This window comes from Vibrio sp. CyArs1, assembly GCF_022432925.1.
Classification (GTDB): Bacteria; Pseudomonadota; Gammaproteobacteria; order Enterobacterales; family Vibrionaceae; genus Vibrio; species Vibrio mediterranei.
In genome coordinates this window covers 158,316-175,620 of the sequence record NZ_JAKRBO010000001.1, presented here as the reverse complement: position 1 = coordinate 175,620, position 17,305 = coordinate 158,316, and the positions used below count along the sequence as shown (strand labels likewise).

Genomic DNA, 17,305 nt, shown 5'->3' with positions numbered 1-17,305 from the left:
GTACTTAACAATAGGTACCAAGTTGGCAATGAGAGTAGCTAGCGTGCATGTCATTGACTTTAACAAGACGTTGATTTATATCGCCCTGCCCCGCCAATTGAATCTGGTACCAACGGTTATATCGCTTTTCGTCGGAAGTAATACTATCGGCAACGTACTTAAGAACCTGATCATACGTAGCGACATTTTTTTCTGAAAAGCGATAACTATCAATAACGTCCTGTCGCTTTTCATCCAGCTGTTTAGCTAACGCAATACGGTCTTTTTTCATTTCAGTATCTTTTTCAGTAACTAAAATGGCTAGATAGTAGTAGGTTAATGCCGCATTTAACTGGCTCTTGTTAGCCGTTAAAGTATCCAAATGATATTTCACGTCATTTTCATCGGGGGATTGCTTATCAAAAGAGGCGACAAAGTCTTCGCTGTCCAACGCATCCCTTGAAAAAGACCAATCATAAGCCACCAGCAACCCCAAAATCACGGGTAGTATCCACTTTTTCATCTAGAGCACTCTTTCTACTTGTCCAGAGCGATACTCGAAGCTCTCCTCAGCCTCGACCCAACACTCCACCATCTCACCTTCTAACTCAAGGCTTTCGCAGTCCTCTAACACGCCAAACTGGCCACTGGTAAGCATCACGACAATATCCATATGCATTTCCTTATGCAGTATCTAGATATGTTCAAAATTAGTCGCTATACCCCAACTCTTCAAGGAAACAAGACTAAAGTCTTATCGACTAATGGGCTCAACGCTATCATCCTCCCAAACGAAATGCATTACTTAAACTAATCCATAAATCATTGAAAATTTATTTTTTAATTGAGAGTGGAATAATTGTTTAAAGCTAAATTGCATTTGAGATCTCAATCACGGATATACTTGGAATTCAAATATAATATAAGCATCAATATGGAATTGGATAGATAAAATGAAACCAACAATGAAATTTAAACTAAAAGTTACGGAGTGCATCAAGCTGTTATTGCTTGCACTTCGTTCTTTTTGTTTGTTTTTCATACCACAATCTATTGATTCCGTAGATAAACTGACGAACGCATCTCAATCAGAACTCGCAACAGACGAGCTCAATCTTGCAGAGCAATACTCTAATTTATGGACTAAGAGCGCCGAACTCATTCCTCCATTTAGAGCGATTTCTCTTCCAATGGCAACGACTCGATTCAACCATGAATACAAGTACGCGGTGCAACACGCTCGCTTACTACGTCTTGTATTGAGCTTTATTGCCATTGTAGGATTTACAGAGATTTTAAAAGCATGTCAGTACTCTGTACTTGAGAAAGCCTACGCTTTTCTTACATTAGTTGATAGAAACATCAAAAAACACACAACTAGCGTTATCGCAGTTGTGTGTTTTTTTTTACAATAAAAAGAGGATTACATTATGTTCATCGTGTGCGTTGCCGCTTGCCCTACTGGCGTAGCTCATACCTATATGGCCGCTGAAGCGCTTGAAGTTAAAGCCAAGGAATTGGGACTCGAAATAAAAGTCGAGACTCAAGGTAGTATGGGAGCTGAAAACGAAATTACTCCTGAAGATATTGCGCGAGCTGACGCTGCTATTATCGCAGCTGATGTGGCAATAAATGGTGTTGAGCGTTTCGCTTCACTTCCTAAAATTGAATGCAAAGTAGCAGATCCAATTAAGCACGGCTCTGCTTTGTTTGAGGCGCTAACAGCGGAGGTGTAATTATGAGCCAGTTCAATGCAGGACAAAAATCAGTAGGTACTGAAATTAAGAATGCCATCATGACCGGTGTGTCATATATGCTCCCTTTCATCATTGCCGGCGCGGTACTGATGGGAATTGCTCGTATCGGTGCCTCGTTTTATGGTGTCGATAACATTTGGGATGGCAGTCACGCCGAGTCGGTACATCAACTAGTCAGACTGTTCCACGATTTTGACGGCTTCGGTGGTATGGCATTATCGCTAATGTTACCTGTTGTTGCGGGATACATCGCGTTTGCTATCGCTAATAAGCCGGCGATAGCCCCAGGTATGATTGGTGGTTTGCTTGCCGGTAAAATCGGTACTGGTTTCCTGGGGGCGCTTGCAGCAGGCCTTCTCGCAGGTTATATCGTCAAGTATCTAGCAACCAAAATTAAGCTACCAAAGTCACTAGCCTCCGCCGGACCAATCTTTATTATTCCTGTTGGCGGTACTCTGCTCGTTTGCGCACTAATGTCTTACGTAATCGGCGACCCAATGGCGGCATTGAATAGAGGTCTAGAAACATGGCTACTCTCTATGTCTGACGGCAACAAAATCGTTCTTGCGGCGGTAGTCGGTGGTATGGTTGGCTTTGACCTTGGCGGTCCGATCAATAAAGCGGCAGTAACTACTGCTATGGCTCTATTAGCATCCGGCATTTATGACCCAAATACAGCAGCCCAAGTCGCCATTATTATTCCGCCAATTGGCATTGGTGTTGCGACGTTAATCTGGAAGTCTCGCTTTCCCGCATCACTTCAAGAAGCAGGCAAAGCCTCAACATTGATGGGGCTAATCGGTGTGTCAGAGGGCGCTATTCCCTTTGCACTGGCTAATCCAAAGATCATCGCAGTAAACGTTTTGGGCTCTGCCGTTGGTGCCGCTATGGCTGTAGGCTTAGGAGCCGTAAACAAAGCGCCAATCTCAGGATTCTACGGCTGGCTTGCTGTTGAAAGCTGGTTTGTTTACGTCTTAGCAATTGCAACGGGTTCAGCCATCATTGCCGTAGGCTCCCTGTTAGTTTTCAACGGAGAACAAATGACAAAGCAGGACAAAACGGAAAACGCACCTAAATTTACCGTTTCCCGTTAAGCAAATTCTTCTTAGTTCAGGGCTAGTCACCTAGCCCTGAGATATACCTTCATTATAAAACTATTAGAGCCCATGCTCTGGGGTTAATCACGCCTTATGAAAACTATTCATTTAATTCAGCATACCCACTGGGATCGCGAATGGTATTTTACTGAGAACGATTCAAAAGCACTACTTTATTATTTTATGGACGATTTAATGTCTAATCTGGAACGAGATAATAATATAGGACCTTTTGTATTAGATGCTCAAACTGTTGTATTAGACGACTATTTACAAGTTGCACCAGAACACAAAGAACGATTAGAATTTCTTATCAAAAACCAGAGAATATTGATTGGCCCCTGGTATACTCAAACGGACTTTCTCACCGTCAGTGCTGAGTCAATTACGCGTAACCTACTACTTGGGATGAGCGACTGTGAGAAATATGGTCAAGCGATGAAAATCGGCTATGTTCCTGATTCCTTTGGGCAAACAGAACAACTACCAATGCTGTTAAATCAATTCAATATTGATAGAGCAGTTTTATGGCGTGGTTGGTCTGAACGACTCGTCGCCAATACAGAATTTCAATGGCAGAGCCAAGACGGGAGTAAGATAACAACAGCAGTCTTTCCATGGGGTTATGGGTGTTCAAAATGGTTACCTACTGACCCTATGAGTTTTACCGAAGCTATTACTTCCAATGCACGAAAGCAATGCCAGTTTGCAGCGAGTGAGCACGTCATGCTTCCGAATGGCAATGACCAATCACCTTTTGAGTTTCAGGTAGTTAGCCTTCTTGATCATGCCAACCAAACCCAAGATGAATTTCACTTTGTGAACAGTTCTTTCGATGACTATTTCGATGCACTTGCTACATCGGCTCCCACTCTAAATTGCTTCAAAGGTGAAATGCTCGATCCTAAGTATATGAGAATTCATCGTGGCATTTTCTCGACACGAATGGATATTAAGCTCGCGAACGAAAAGTTAGAAACCCTAGTCAGTCGTTATTTGGAGCCTTTGCTGGCATTAAACTACACAAATGGACTGCCTTACCCACAAAATGCCGTTAATCAGATCTGGCGTGAAGCCATGAAAAGTCATGCACACGATAGTATTGGTGGTTGCAACTCAGACCGTGTAAATGCAATGGTTCTTAATCGTCTTTTGTCAGGCATCGAAACCGCTGAGCAATTGTTAGAACTCAACTTCAGAAAGTTAACGCAAGGTATTCAAGCCTCTGTCGATGGCACAAAAATCGTAGTCTTCAATAGTATTCCGAAAAAACGTGACAGTTTAGTTGAAGTTACCATCTACACCCCGTCTGACCAATTTAACATCGTCGATCAGCAAGGTAACGAACTGCAATATCAAATCATTGACGAATCACAACAAGATATGTCGACGATCATTCAGGAACTCTCGAATAACACAACAACAACTTGGTATAGAAAGATCTCCATGATGGTGAGTGTTAAAGATATCCCTGCATGTGGTTATACAACGATTTACCTTCAAGAAGATAAGCTAAGTGCAACTAACTCTGACACAATCCGCCGCAAAGAATCAGTAATCAGTAACCAATGGTTCACGCTTGAATACCAAACTAACGGTACACTGCATCTTGTCGACCATAGGAATGGCGCTCAATACCCGAACCTGTTCGAAATCTGTGATGGTTCTGACGAAGGTGACAACTACAATTTTTCTCCACTCCTCAATGATTGGATAATTAGCAGTAAGAGCGCCGAACACACCGTGTTTGTAGAAACAGGCGTATTAACGTCAACCATGACATTAAGTTTCTCCATGGTGCTTCCTAAAAACCTTGATGAGAGAAAGCAACACGTTGCTTCAACTCGACTTCCTATTTCTCTCAAAATCACTCTACGTAATGACCGTCCTGCCATTGATGTAGACGTTGATTTAGATAACTGTGTTTTGGACCACCGCTTACAAATCAACTTCCCTACTGGTATAGAGTGCTCACAACATGTGGCAGACCAACCATTTGGCTTGGTCACTCGAGAGAACGTACCGGGTGAGCTTGATATCTGGCAACAAGAATCGTGGACCGAAGCACCTGTTGCTAACTATCCGATGCAATCAATGGTGCTACATCGTAATGCGTCGCGAGGGTTAGGTGTTGTCACGAAAGGCTTACGCGAGTATGAGTTTCATCAAGACACACCTAACTCTATTGCTATTACCCTACTACGTAGCGTTGGTTGGCTTGGACAAGCAAATCTCACTTATCGACCAGGTCGTGCCTCTGGTATGGTCCTTCCTGCTCCTGACTCTCAAATTCAAGGCCGTCATCAGTTCTCTCTTTCTCTGGTTCCTTTCTGTAGTGAAAGGGAAACTGAGTACTGGCAAACCGTTGAGTGTATCAATACACCCGTCATCAGCCATGTCGGCACTGACTGGGCAAGATTCAGACTCAACCCTACAACGCTTGTCGTCCCAGAATCACAAAGCCTAGTCGAATGGAACAACTCTCTGCACTTCAGCACATTAAAGAAATCTGAGCACTCCGAACAGATTATTTTACGGGCTTTCAACCCTACTTTATCTTCGTGCGAATTTGGCGATATTCAAACTCTTTACTCATACCAAAATGTTCAACTAGACGAACATAGCCCAGTAGAACAAACGGCAGACATACCACCATGCCGACCAGTAACAATAAGCCTTGCAACCAAAAGCACTATGAGAAACGACAATGACTAATCTTAATTTTATCTGCCCACTACCAAATGGTTTACATGCGCGACCTGCCAAAGAAATTGAGCTACGAGCAAATCGATTCAACTGTGACATTCTCTTAGTCAACAGCTCAAAAGATAAAACTGCTAATGCGAAAAGTGTCTTGTCTATGATTAGTGCCGATATCTTGGAAGGCGATCATTGCCAGTTTATTTTCACTGGCTCAGACGCCAACGAGGCACTTATCTTTTTTCAAGCATTTGTTGATACTGAACTCAGCCATATCGACAATGCGATAGACACACAGAATGTCCAATTAAGCGAACAACCACTTCCTGTGGGTTTAATGCGTGCAGCACCTCGTTATGTACGAGGTACCGTTGCTTCAGTCGGTTTGGGTGAGGCTAGTGCTACTCTCTGGCAACAAACTGACCTTAGAAAAATGGCCGCTGCATTACCAAGCCAGACGTCATCTTGTATCGAGAGTGAATTACAGAGCGCTTTGAAAGCGTTACAACTAAACCTTTTGAAGAAGCAAGCTAGCTCTGAAGGCGAATGTAAAGAGATACTCGAAGCACATTTGAAAATTGCCCAAGATGAAGAGCTAGGTCGTGCTCTAATGATGCATAATAATGCGTTAAACACTCTTGATGCGATCGCAAATGCATGCGACAAGTTATGTGCGCCACTAGAAAATAGCGCTAGTGACTATTTGAAAGAACGAGCGCTCGATATCAAAGATATCGCTCTTCAACTTGCTAATATCGTTCGCGATGAAGATCTGAGTCAAATGCCGACGATCACAGCACCAACTATTTTGGTCTCAGACACGCTACTCACCCCAAGTCAGCTTCTTGCTCTTCCAAAAGCACTAATTCAAGGTATTGTGATGGGTGAAGGAGGCAGCACTTCTCACACTATAATCTTGGCACGCTCTTTTAATATTCCTGTTTTGGTCGGAATAGAAAACCTCACTCAGCAGATTATCCAAGGCCAACGGCTCGTTGTTGATGCCATTAATGGCGCATTGATTTTAGAGAGTAACGTGGCTTGTGATGCGTTCTATCAACTAGAGCGCAAAAAACTCAACGCACTTTCGGCTCAAACCGCAGAGTTTAAGGATCTTAAAGTAACGACACTCGATAAAGAAAAGGTTAACGTTCTCGCCAATATCGTCTCAAGCGAAGAAGCTGAGGGTATCTATTCGTCTGGTGCAGATGGTATTGGGCTATATCGAACTGAGATGCTGTTCTGCGAGCGTACCACTCCACCTTCAGAGGAGGAGCAATTCCAACATTATTCAAATGTTGTGAAACATAGCCAAGGTAACAAGGTGGTTATTCGAACTCTAGATATAGGCGGTGACAAACCTTGTGCTTATATGGGTTTTCCAGCAGAAGACAACCCTTTCTTAGGTTATCGTGCTGTCAGAATGTACCCTCAATATGACGCCATTATACGCTCTCAGCTTCGTGCATTACTTAGAGCCAGTTGTTTTGGTGAAGTGTCTATCATGGTGCCTATGATTTCTAAACTTAACGAAATCATTTGGTGCAGAGAACTCATTGACGAACTGGCTATCGAACTTGCCAATGAAGGGCATGAGTTAGGCAATATCCGTCTTGGTGCAATGGCTGAGGTTCCATCCATTGCTTACATCTTCGACCAAGCATCTGAGTTCATCGATTTCATTTCTATTGGTAGTAACGACCTAGCACAATACTTCTTTGCGTGTGACCGAGGAAACAAAACCATCGCTGACCTATACGACCACTTAAACCCAGCCTTTATCGCATTTCTAAAGCAGCTGATTGGTTCGGCAAAAGTGGCCAAGTTAGAGGTTAGTCTGTGTGGCGAGTTCGCTGCTGACCCTATCGCGCAACCCTTGTTATTGGGTTGTGGGCTCACACAGTTTTCTATGGGAGCCTCGAAAATTGCCACAAGCAAACGTGCCTTAACTCGACTTAACGTAAACGAGTGTGAAGCTTTAGTTAATGAAGTACTTACCTTAACGAATAGCGAGCAAGTGAAAGCGCGTGTCGCAACGTTTTACAACAGCAGTGACGGCAAAGAAACACTCGATGAAGCGCTCGTATTTACTCAACAATCTACTAGATCGAAAGAAGAAGCCATAAAGCTACTTTGCGATAACTTAGAGATTAACGAACGCACAGGTTGTGCAAATGAGGTTGAAAAAGCGATTTGGGACAGAGAAGCCGTGTTTTCAACCGCACTAGGATTTTCAGTAGCGATTCCTCATTGTAAATCTTCCAGTGTCTCTCATAACAGCGTCTCCGTTCTCACCTTAGACAACTCTATCTCTTGGGGCGAGGATGTCGATGTTGATATTATTATCATGCTTACTGTCACTGAAGAGGGTAAGGATTCACATATGAAGATTTTCTCTAAAATCGCACGCAAACTCATGCATGAAGACTTCCGTACCTCTTTGCAGCAAGCCCATGAACGGAAGCAAGTCATCGACATTTTGAATAACGCAATCAACGCCTAAAGCTTGTTCTTATCTGATTGCTGATAAGCAATTAACCATCAGTATTCATCGGAGGAGGTCCACAGAAATGTGGGCCTATGTTTCAGTGGCTTCCAAATCATCTCAATCTTTAATTTTGTTATCTGCTGTGTTTTTCAGTTGGGGTCTACTAACTTCTGCAAACAGTATATTAGTCCCCTATTTTCAATCGACATTTTCACTAAGCTACGAACAATCGATGCTTGTTCAACTGGCCTTTTATTTTGCTCCGTTTGCCATAAGCATTCCTACTTCTGCTTTAATGGCCCGTAAAGGGTATAAATTAAGCCTGACGGTAGCGCTTATGCTCACATTTTTGGGCTCGCTCTGTTTGTGTATCAGTCTTTATGCTGAAAGTTTTGTCTTCGCGTTAAGTGCCGTTTTTATAACCGCTATGGGAGTAGCTGCTTTGCAGGTTGTTGCTAACCCGTACATCATCAGAACCAGTAACGACCAGAACGAAACTAAGAGGTTAACGATCGCTTCAACGTTCAATTCGTTAGGTACAACTATCGGTCCTATTGTTCTTGGAGTCGCTATGATTTCCATCGGACTATCCAACATTTACTTAGTTTTATCCGCATTGCTTGTTTTGCTTGCCTGTACTTTGTACTCCTCATCGATAACCGATTATCGAAGCGCAGAGAGCGTGAAAATTCTATGTCATCTGGCTACCTTACGTCACCAGCCTCAGTTTATTTTTGGTGCTGCAACTATCTTTGTTTACGTAGGGGTCGAGGTGTCGATTGGTACCGTCACGATAAGTTACCTTTCTGATCCCAACATTGGAGGATTCAGTGCTCCAGTTGCCGCTACATTAATGAGCTTATACTGGGCTGGCTCCCTGCTTGGTCGTTTTGGATACAGCATTTTTGCCCAACGTCTTTCTGCGATGAACACGTTGTTCTCTGGTGCGTGTATTGCGATGATATTACTTTCAGTTGCTATCTTATCGCCGTCGCTTTTTGGCGGAGTCGCTCTAATAATGATTGGTCTGTGCAATTCATTTATGTATCCAATCATATTTTCTCGAACGGTTTCAGGGCTCGGTGATGCAAGTGGTGCAGCATCAGCGATTCTCATCATGTGCGGTATTGGTGGCGGAATTATCCCTATGATGCAAGCAACGCTAATTACAAGGTTTGATGTCCCTACTAGTTACCTCATTCCTGTCCTCTGTTATGCCTTCATTGCTTCGTTCGCCTTCATCGCCAAAAAGCGAGGACTGTCCATCGTGACCGCATAGCAACGTATCTTATCTCACTTGAACTGGTATCCGCTTTCTTCCCCACGGCTTGTCGCATTTCGCGAAACGTCCTGCAATTTGGTGGCCACAGTGGTGGCAAACGCCAGAGCTAGTTAGTGCGCAATCGCCGAGTTGGTGCCAGTTACGTGAGAGCACTTTATTATGACAACTTGGGCAATAGGTACTGCTGCAAGCTTCATCGTGTACATTGCCCACATAGACATAGTGAAGACCGTTATTAAGCGCTATGTTTCGCGCTCTGACTAAACTGTCCGCTGGTGTTCTCGTTTTATCGAGCATTTTGAAGTCTGGATGAAATGCAGTGAAATGAAGTGGCACTTCAGGTCCCAAATTGTCCATGACCCACTGGGTCATGGCATCGATTTCAGCCGAGCTGTCGTTTTCGTCGGGGATAAGCAGAGTGGTAATTTCAAACCAAACATCGGTTTCATGCTTAAGATACTTCAACGTATCTAATACCGGAGCAAGTTGCCCAGATAGAAACGCTCAGTAAAAGCTTTGAGATCAATGTTGGCAGCGTCCATCACTGAGTAGAAGGTTTCTCGTGGCTTCTCACACATGTAGCCTGCCGAAACTGCAACGGTATTTACTCCTGCCTCCTTACATGCAAGCGCCGTATCGACAGCATATTCAAGAAAAATCACTGGATCGTTGTAGGTAAAAGCGATGCTGTCACTTTGGTGTTTCGTCGCTGTTAAGGCTATTTGTTCAGGACTTGCCTGACTACCTAACGTGTCAATTTGACGAGACTTACTGATATTCCAGTTCTGGCAAAACTTGCACCCTAAATTACACCCAGCAGTCCCAAAAGAGAGTACTGAACTACCCGGATAAAAATGGTTGAGAGGCTTTTTCTCTATAGGGTCAATGCAAAAACCACTCGAACGCCCATAGGTGGTTAACACTATCTCACCATCAATGGCTTGACGAACAAAGCATGCGCCGCGCTTGCCTTCTCTGAGGGTGCAAAAACGAGGGCAAACCGTGCACGTGACTCTTCCATCGTCCTGCAAATGCCAAAATTGTGTACGGTGATTGGCGTTAACTGGTTCCATCTCACACCTTCATTCAGTACAAAAACTATACTAATGAGTATATACATTTGATGTTATATGAGTGGAAAAATGACGATTAGACCTCCTGCTGTCGCGGGCCGTTTTTATAACAAGGATACCGAGCAACTCACTAGACAGGTAAACCAGTTATTGACTGGCCCTAACGTCAGAGACGCAGAGACATGTAACGTTCAGAATGATCTGCGAGGACTTATTGTTCCACACGCAGGCTATGTATTTTCAGGAGAAACAGCAGGATTAGCGTACCATCAGTTGCAATCTGTCGCACAGCAGTTTTCACGAGTGATTTTAGTTGGTCCTAGTCATCGAGTCGCGTTTCACGGATGTGCATTACCTTCTGTGGGTGCCTTTGAAACACCTCTAGGCTGCGTGAGTATTGACCGAGATTGTGTCAAGTTACTTGCCGACAATTCCATGGTATCGATTAACGATCAAGCACATGCTCAAGAACATAGCTTGGAAGTACAACTTCCCTTTCTTCAAACGGTATTGGATGACTTTCAACTGCTGCCCATCGTCACAGGACAAGTTAGAGCCTTAGAGATTGCCAAACTTATTGAGCCAATATGGGACAGCAAGACCTTATTGGTGATCAGCACTGATCTTAGTCACTTTCATCGCTATTCTGAGTGCCAACTACTTGACCGGCAGACCTGCAACAAAATTGAGTCAGGCATGACGACGATTACCCCACACGAAGCGTGCGGTTCAACCGGTGTTAATGCCGTAATCCATCTTATTTCAACCAAACAATACCAGTTACAGCGTCTCACTTTGATTAATTCCGGAGACACTGAATATGGTGATAAACAAAGGGTCGTTGGTTATGTCAGTTACACAATCTGCCGCTAATCCATCGAAAAGTACTCTAACCCATAGCGAGCTTTCTATGTTGCTCGACGTGGTTGAACACACCATTCATTGCTATTTGAATGAACTACCGCTACCGAAAGTACTGGTACAAGATTACCCAGAAAGTTTGGCTTTACCCGGGGCTTGCTTTGTCACGCTAACCGTAAACAATCAGCTGCAAGGCTGCATTGGCACAACAGTGGCACAGATTCCCTTAGTACTAGAAGTAGAGAGAAAAGCTTGGGCAGCGGCTTGCCAAGATAGACGATTTACCCCTCTTCAAAAACATCAAGCCGAAGCGCTTAACATTGAGGTTTCCGTACTGACACAACCCGAACTCCTGCACGTTGATTCGGAACAAGACTTACTACAGCACCTTTCCTTGCACCAGTGCGGCGTGACGTTAAAGGACGGAAAAAAAGGCGCGTTATTCTTACCCCAAGTTTGGGAACAACTCCCTAATCCGGCTCAATTCTTAGGACACCTAAAACAAAAAGCCGGGTGGTCTCTAGATTTTTGGAGTGATTCGATACAAGTCGCCACTTTCGAAGTGCAAGCATTAAGCCGCCCATTCCGCAGGCTATAGATATTCTAACGCTTTGATTAATAACCAGTGAGCTCCATATATCCTCTACCTTGATGAGAGCCTTCAACGATAATTGGGCCTTCCCAATATGGGACGGAAAGTGGCATTTTGGCGTTAGGATTAAGTGCTGAAAGCTTTACGTCAATACCCTGCGACACGACTATTAGTTTCCATTGCGTCGGGTATGATTGGCCTTCGATTACGGTTTGTTGAACGGCTGACAGTTCTAGATCGTTTTGAGTCAAAGTAATGCCTCGACCATCTTTATACATTAATCGCCCATAGGAATAAGTCGCTTGTCCGGTCGCAGCATCACGCAATTGAAAGACCACCAAACTCGTTGCTTCGTCTAACCGTATTGCGAACCAATCCCATCCTTGTTGAGAATCGAGCAAAAATTGAGAGCTCCACTCTCGGTCTATCCAGCCTTGTCCAGATACGTGATGGCTTTCTCCATTAATCGATACAGTACCATGAACGTCGATAAAGGGCTGGCTGTAATAGTACGATGCAACCTTTCCGTCAGCGCTTTTCTCGCTATAACCCTCATCACCTTGTTTTTGATAGGGAGCGGTTCGAGTCAATGACAATTGATAGCCAAATTGGTTTGATGCGACATCAAGGGTCGCAGGGAAAATATCGTTGGTTGTGGAAGTCCATTGCCAATCATCAATAAAGACTCGAAACGGTTCGCTTGATACGTCCGCTATTTCTGGGTGCTGGCGAGACCACTTCTCATCTGCAAGATGAATATCAGGGGTAGTAATCGCACTGTGCGCCATAAAGATCTGCTGACTCTGCCATCCATTTTCATTCGCTGGTGCCTCAGAACTCACCGCCAAGCGAAACTGTGTCCATTGAATACCATATTCTCGGCCTTCGGCATCCTGTAAGTTTGCCGTGAGATACCACCACTCTTGACGAAAGTCGTTGTGGGCTTGATGATCTTCTGGAAAAGAAAGGATGCGACCACCTTTGACCTCTTCAAATTGACCATCATCGGAGCCTAACATTTGACCAAAACTTGGAGCGTCAGGTTCACCGCAACCAATAAGGATTAGAGCCGACAATATCGCCATCATCTGTTTGAACATTACAGTACCTCGCTTTGCAAACTTGCGACCACAGGACGTGTCACCAAACGCCACAAAGGAATAATGGTCGCGACGATGGTCACGACTACGGTTATAGTCGCAAGGCGAGCCACATCCATCCAGCTCCAAACAAAGTTCAAACTCCAACCAAATGCTCTCAATGTCACAATATCAGTCAGCACATAACCGACTAATGCGCCCAGTGGCAAGGCAACCAATAATGTGAACAGCACTAAAGTGACCATTTGTCCTACCACCATAACAAACAATTGCGATTTATTGACGCCCAGTGCATAAAGCCGAGCGATAGCTGCTTTGCGAGCTTCCAGTAGCATAAAACAGGAAGTAAATAAGCCGATAACAGCGACGAGTAACGTCACACCATTGAGAGCGCTGGTAATAGCAAAGGTTTGAGCAAATATATTGAGCGCAATCGCCTTAATTTCTGCCTGATCAAACAATTGACTGGAGTGTAAATTCAGTTTGGTTTTTAATGCTTGCTGCATAGCTTCGCGGTTACCGCTCACCTTCACACCTAAACTGCTTGGCACCATCGAGAACCCTTGTGATTGCCATAACTCAGGCGAGATAAGCACTTCGCCATCGGGCGAACCATAATCATAAAAAATGGCACCGACAGTCAGTGTCATGCCAGACATAAAATCTCCTGGCAGCTCACTTCCCAGTACTAACCCCAGTTTCACTGCCATCGGCTCACTGATAGCCACGACATCCCCAGCATAGAAACGGGACCAAAAATCATTGACTTGTGATTGAAATACCATGGTTTGTTCTAAGGTTATACGATCTTTGGTACCTAATCGTGTGGGCAGCCCACTGACGTTAGATTGCACATAATATTGCTTATAGACCTCTTCCACGCCGTCGAAATGAGCTAACGTCTGCTCGACTTTAGTCATGTCACTTTGTGCAGGACTGACATAAATATCCGCATGCAGGCGCTGCTCTAGCCAATGTTTCAATGTCGACTCGAAACTGCCCACCAAGGTGTTCATTCCTATGTTAGCGGTAATAGCCAACAACAGCGCCATCATAGCCAAAGACAAAGGTGCAATCAGTTCCCGCAATTCCGCAAACAGGTACTGGACCAACCCTGTAGAGGTTTTACGTTCTGCTATTCGAGCCAGCAGGCCAAGAGACTTGGGCAGCAACATTGGAATCGCAACAATAAACACACCCAGCCAGAACATCGTTAAGCGAAAATAACTACTCAACCAAAGGCCAATGAGTGCCACCACCACAAGTATCAGCCCAACGATCATCAAGCGGTTTTCATTGCTCTGTTCAGGAGATTGATAGAATCCGCCGTGGGAGGATAAGGGTTGTTGTACCCTCTGTTTAAAATGATGCCAACAAGCGAACAATGCCGCTACTAACGTAAGTAGCAATGCCTGAGCCCACCATTGCCATTGCCATGTTCCCGGCAATAACGTTGCGCCGTAAAGCTGCTCTAAGGTGAGTGCTACCGTGGGATGTAACCAATGACTTAATTGGATACCAAAGATAAACCCAAGACTGGTGCCTACAGTGACCAAAAGCACCAGTTCTAAAATCAGCGCCAAGAAAACCGTGTTAGGTGTGAGTCCCGCTTGCTGCATTTGCACTAACAGCCGATTGCGTTTCAGTAAGCTGTATTTCACACCGTTGTAGGCAATGAATAACCCAACCAGAAATGCCAACATACTCATTGCAGTGAGGTTGAGGTGAAAGCTCTCTGTCAGTGAACCAAGGTCTGAGCTTTTTGTATTGGCAACCCATTGTGCTTCGCCTGATATCAACGCTTGCCACTTAGTATCGTCCGCCACCTTGTTATCTAATATTGCAATGTAGCTGAGCAGCCCCTGTTTGTTCAGCAAACGTTGGGCAAAGCTGATATCCACCAGCAAGCGACTTCCCAACTGCCATTCGTCGGGTACTACAACAAACTGGATAGCAACGTCGTCCAAAACCGCAGTCTTAGTGCCGCCCATCCTTTGATACTGAGTTTCGCTTACAATGACAAAAGGTTCGCCATTCATCAAATTAGCCAGAGGCAATGCTGAATTAGATAAAGACACATCATCACTCTCGGACTGTAATCGAGAGCGTGAAGTGACCGCCGCTACAATGTCACTTCCTTGGATAGAATAACGTCGCCCAGTATCATCTCTCACTCGACCCTCAAGTATTGGCAACGATTGGCTCAATCCAGATTGACGTAATGAAAAATACACGGATTCAGGAAGATAGCGCTGTCCAGACATTGGAATAACTAGATAATGCGCCTTGACGCTAAGCGACTCTGCCGATTCCGCGTAACTGCGTTTGGCGTTTAAATTGATCGCTTGCACGGCCACAAACAACGTCACTGCCAAAATAATGCCGATAAGAATAGCGAGTGCCTGTAAAGGCGCTTGACGATAGTGAGCCGCAGAAATGGACAGAGCAACGCGTAGATGGGTTCCTTTACGGTGTTTCATAAAGCAATCCGTTTTCTAAACGGCAACGTCGCTGCATAAACGCTGCACATTCTTCGCTGTGAGTGACAAGCAAAACTGACGTATTTCCTTCGCGGGTAATATCTTCTAACAGTCGCATCACTTCCAAACCCGCTTTCTGGTCAAGGTTTCCGGTGGGTTCATCTGCCAAAAGCAATGCGGGTTGATGCGCCAACGCTCTTGCAATCGCCACTCGTTGTTGCTGACCACCTGATAACGCAGAAACATGGCGTTCAAGCAGTGGTTGAATATCCAATTTAGCGACTAAATAGTCGCACCAAGCGTTCCACTTCCGTTTGTTTAAACTTAAAGGAAACTCAATATTCTGTCGGACATTTAACGGCGTTAGCAGGTTAAATTGCTGAAAGACTACGCCAAGCTTGTGGTGACGAAAATAGCCCCATTGCTTATCGTTCCACGTTTGCGCCAATTCACCAGCCAACTCTAAGGTCCCACTGGTCATTGGCTCAAAACCACCCAAAATATTCAATAGCGTGCTCTTGCCACTACCACTTGCGCCAGTGAGTGCCATGCTCTCTCCTTCCGCCAGCGACAAGTTCACTCTGTCCAATACGTGATGAGATTCTTTGCCGTCAATAAACGTTTTGACCGCATCTTTAAGTACAACTACCGGCCTTGGTAAAACCATCGCTCTTGGCACTATCGAGCTTTCCATCCAGATTCCTTATTTGGGTTTGGATACTTTATACGTACTCGTTAAGGTAACGGATGCTTACCTTGTTGAGCGAGCTAATTATCGAAATTATAACGGATATTTCTTGTGCATTGCGCCCACTCATTAGCTAAGTCATTGTGTTTTCGTTAATCCGCTGCATCATTTCACATATTCCTGAAAGAAATCGTTCTTTGAACCATAAATTAAACTATATTGATACAAAATGTATCAATATGGATAGTTAAAATGCATTCGGTAAAAGGAATTAGAACAACCATTGGCGAGTCGCCTATTTGGAAGCCCGACACCAATAGTCTCGTCTGGGTCGAAGCTGCAGGTAGTGAGATTTTTGAGTATTCGATTCACAGCCAGAGTACCCAAGTCTTTCACGTACCTTTTGATATCACGGCGATTGCACGATGTGAGGGCAATGGTTGGATTTGTGCTAGCAAACAGGGACTGTTTTATTGTACTTCGAGTTTTGACGATTTTACTCCTATCGCTGATCCTTGCTTTGGTTCAACTAAGCTTCATTTAAATGATGCGGTTACGGCGCCGAATGGTCATTTATGGTTTGGTTCGATGAACCACAAGCAACTTGAAGCTCCTGATGGCAAGCTTTACCGACTAACGGCGAACACCGCGCTTGAAATGGATTCTGGATTCAGCGTCGCCAACGGCATAGCGTTTAACCCAGCACTCAAACGCGCCTACTGTTCAAATATGTTCCAAAGAAAAGTATATGAATATCAACTCGATGATTCGATGACCCAAATAATTGAAAAGGCGGTGTTTGTTGAGCTCGATGAGTGCAAGGGCTATCCTGATGGGCTGTCCGTTGATCGCCACGGAAACCTGTATATCTGTCACTGGGACTGCGGCATCATTTCCTATTACACTCCATCACAGGACAAAATAGGTCATGCCACACAACTTGGTGAAATCAATCTTGCAGTTAAGCACGCTACGCGCTGTACTTTTGGCGGCGAAGATTTCAATACCTTATTCGTCACAACAGCAGATTATGAGCTCACCACTCAAGAGTCGGTGTTATATCCCAGTTCAGGAGAACTCTTTATTCTCGATGCGCCAACTCAAGGACGAGAAGAGTATCGGGTCAATACCGACATTTTGCCCCACTCAAATCAAGTCAATGTCTCTTTAACCAGTTGAAACTCGTAAAATACTTTGGGAATATAAAG

14 protein-coding genes and 1 pseudogene are annotated in these 17,305 nt (G+C 44.4%); 9 read left to right on the top strand and 6 right to left on the bottom strand.

The features are described 5' to 3' along the window. Positions 1–4 precede the first annotated feature (4 nt). Together MMA19_RS00775 and MMA19_RS00770 are read right to left on the bottom strand one after the other, a co-directional pair. Positions 5–502, bottom strand: a complete 498-nt coding sequence (locus tag MMA19_RS00775; RefSeq protein ID WP_240205238.1) for a hypothetical protein — start codon at positions 500–502, stop codon at positions 5–7. Beyond that, the gene (locus MMA19_RS00770; protein ID WP_006070452.1) at positions 503–652 is read right to left on the bottom strand and encodes a hypothetical protein; all 150 of its coding nucleotides are present in this window, start codon (positions 650–652) and stop codon (positions 503–505) included. A gap of 292 nt (positions 653–944) precedes the next feature. Here MMA19_RS00770 and MMA19_RS00765 point away from each other — a divergent pair, with 292 nt between their 5' ends. The 6 genes from MMA19_RS00765 (at position 945) to MMA19_RS00740 (ending at position 9,300) form a co-directional block, all read left to right on the top strand. Next, positions 945–1,394: a hypothetical protein gene (locus MMA19_RS00765; protein WP_124941959.1), complete on the top strand. Its 450-nt coding sequence runs from the start codon at positions 945–947 to the stop codon at positions 1,392–1,394. 15 nt (positions 1,395–1,409) lie between these two features. Next, complete coding sequence (locus tag MMA19_RS00760; RefSeq protein WP_031494346.1) at positions 1,410–1,715, top strand: fructose PTS transporter subunit IIB; 306 nt, start codon at positions 1,410–1,412, stop codon at positions 1,713–1,715. A 2-nt stretch (positions 1,716–1,717) separates the two neighbouring features. After that, positions 1,718–2,830, top strand: coding sequence for a PTS fructose transporter subunit IIC (locus MMA19_RS00755; protein WP_031494347.1), 1,113 nt, complete (start codon positions 1,718–1,720; stop codon positions 2,828–2,830). A 96-nt stretch (positions 2,831–2,926) separates the two neighbouring features. Beyond that, positions 2,927–5,548, top strand: coding sequence for a glycoside hydrolase family 38 C-terminal domain-containing protein (locus MMA19_RS00750; protein WP_240205237.1), 2,622 nt, complete (start codon positions 2,927–2,929; stop codon positions 5,546–5,548). Then, on the top strand, positions 5,541–8,036 hold the full coding sequence (gene ptsP, locus MMA19_RS00745) for a phosphoenolpyruvate--protein phosphotransferase (RefSeq protein WP_240205236.1): 2,496 nt from the start codon (positions 5,541–5,543) through the stop codon (positions 8,034–8,036). The genes MMA19_RS00750 and ptsP overlap by 8 nt, the downstream gene beginning before the upstream one ends. A gap of 67 nt (positions 8,037–8,103) precedes the next feature. Beyond that, on the top strand, positions 8,104–9,300 hold the full coding sequence (locus MMA19_RS00740) for an MFS transporter (protein WP_240205235.1): 1,197 nt from the start codon (positions 8,104–8,106) through the stop codon (positions 9,298–9,300). A gap of 9 nt (positions 9,301–9,309) precedes the next feature. Here the strand turns inward: MMA19_RS00740 and amrS are convergent. Then, a pseudogene (amrS, locus tag MMA19_RS00735) lies at positions 9,310–10,376 on the bottom strand (AmmeMemoRadiSam system radical SAM enzyme). 69 nt (positions 10,377–10,445) lie between these two features. Here amrS and amrB point away from each other — a divergent pair. Together amrB and amrA are read left to right on the top strand one after the other, a co-directional pair. After that, on the top strand, positions 10,446–11,249 hold the full coding sequence (amrB, locus tag MMA19_RS00730; RefSeq protein WP_240205234.1) for an AmmeMemoRadiSam system protein B: 804 nt from the start codon (positions 10,446–10,448) through the stop codon (positions 11,247–11,249). Beyond that, positions 11,224–11,835, top strand: coding sequence for an AmmeMemoRadiSam system protein A (amrA, locus tag MMA19_RS00725; protein ID WP_038226637.1), 612 nt, complete (start codon positions 11,224–11,226; stop codon positions 11,833–11,835). Before amrB ends, amrA begins: the two co-directional genes overlap by 26 nt. 17 nt (positions 11,836–11,852) lie before the next feature. On the opposite strand, the gene MMA19_RS00720 is transcribed toward amrA, so the two are convergent. From MMA19_RS00720 to MMA19_RS00710, 3 genes are read right to left on the bottom strand one after another with little or no spacing between them, the layout of a single operon-like run. Next, a complete protein-coding gene (locus tag MMA19_RS00720) occupies positions 11,853–12,929 on the bottom strand; it encodes a lipocalin-like domain-containing protein (protein ID WP_240205233.1) in 1,077 nt (358 codons plus the stop codon). Then, entirely contained in the window at positions 12,929–15,409 is a 2,481-nt protein-coding gene (locus MMA19_RS00715; RefSeq protein WP_240205232.1) for an ABC transporter permease, read from the bottom strand. The genes MMA19_RS00720 and MMA19_RS00715 overlap by 1 nt, the downstream gene beginning before the upstream one ends. Then, positions 15,396–16,103, bottom strand: coding sequence for an ABC transporter ATP-binding protein (locus tag MMA19_RS00710; protein ID WP_171393821.1), 708 nt, complete (start codon positions 16,101–16,103; stop codon positions 15,396–15,398). The genes MMA19_RS00715 and MMA19_RS00710 overlap by 14 nt, the downstream gene beginning before the upstream one ends. Before the next feature lie 246 nt (positions 16,104–16,349). On the opposite strand from MMA19_RS00710, the gene MMA19_RS00705 reads away from it, so the two are divergent. Continuing rightward, a complete protein-coding gene (locus tag MMA19_RS00705) occupies positions 16,350–17,276 on the top strand; it encodes an SMP-30/gluconolactonase/LRE family protein (protein WP_240205231.1) in 927 nt (308 codons plus the stop codon). The last annotated feature ends 29 nt before the right edge of the window (positions 17,277–17,305 follow it).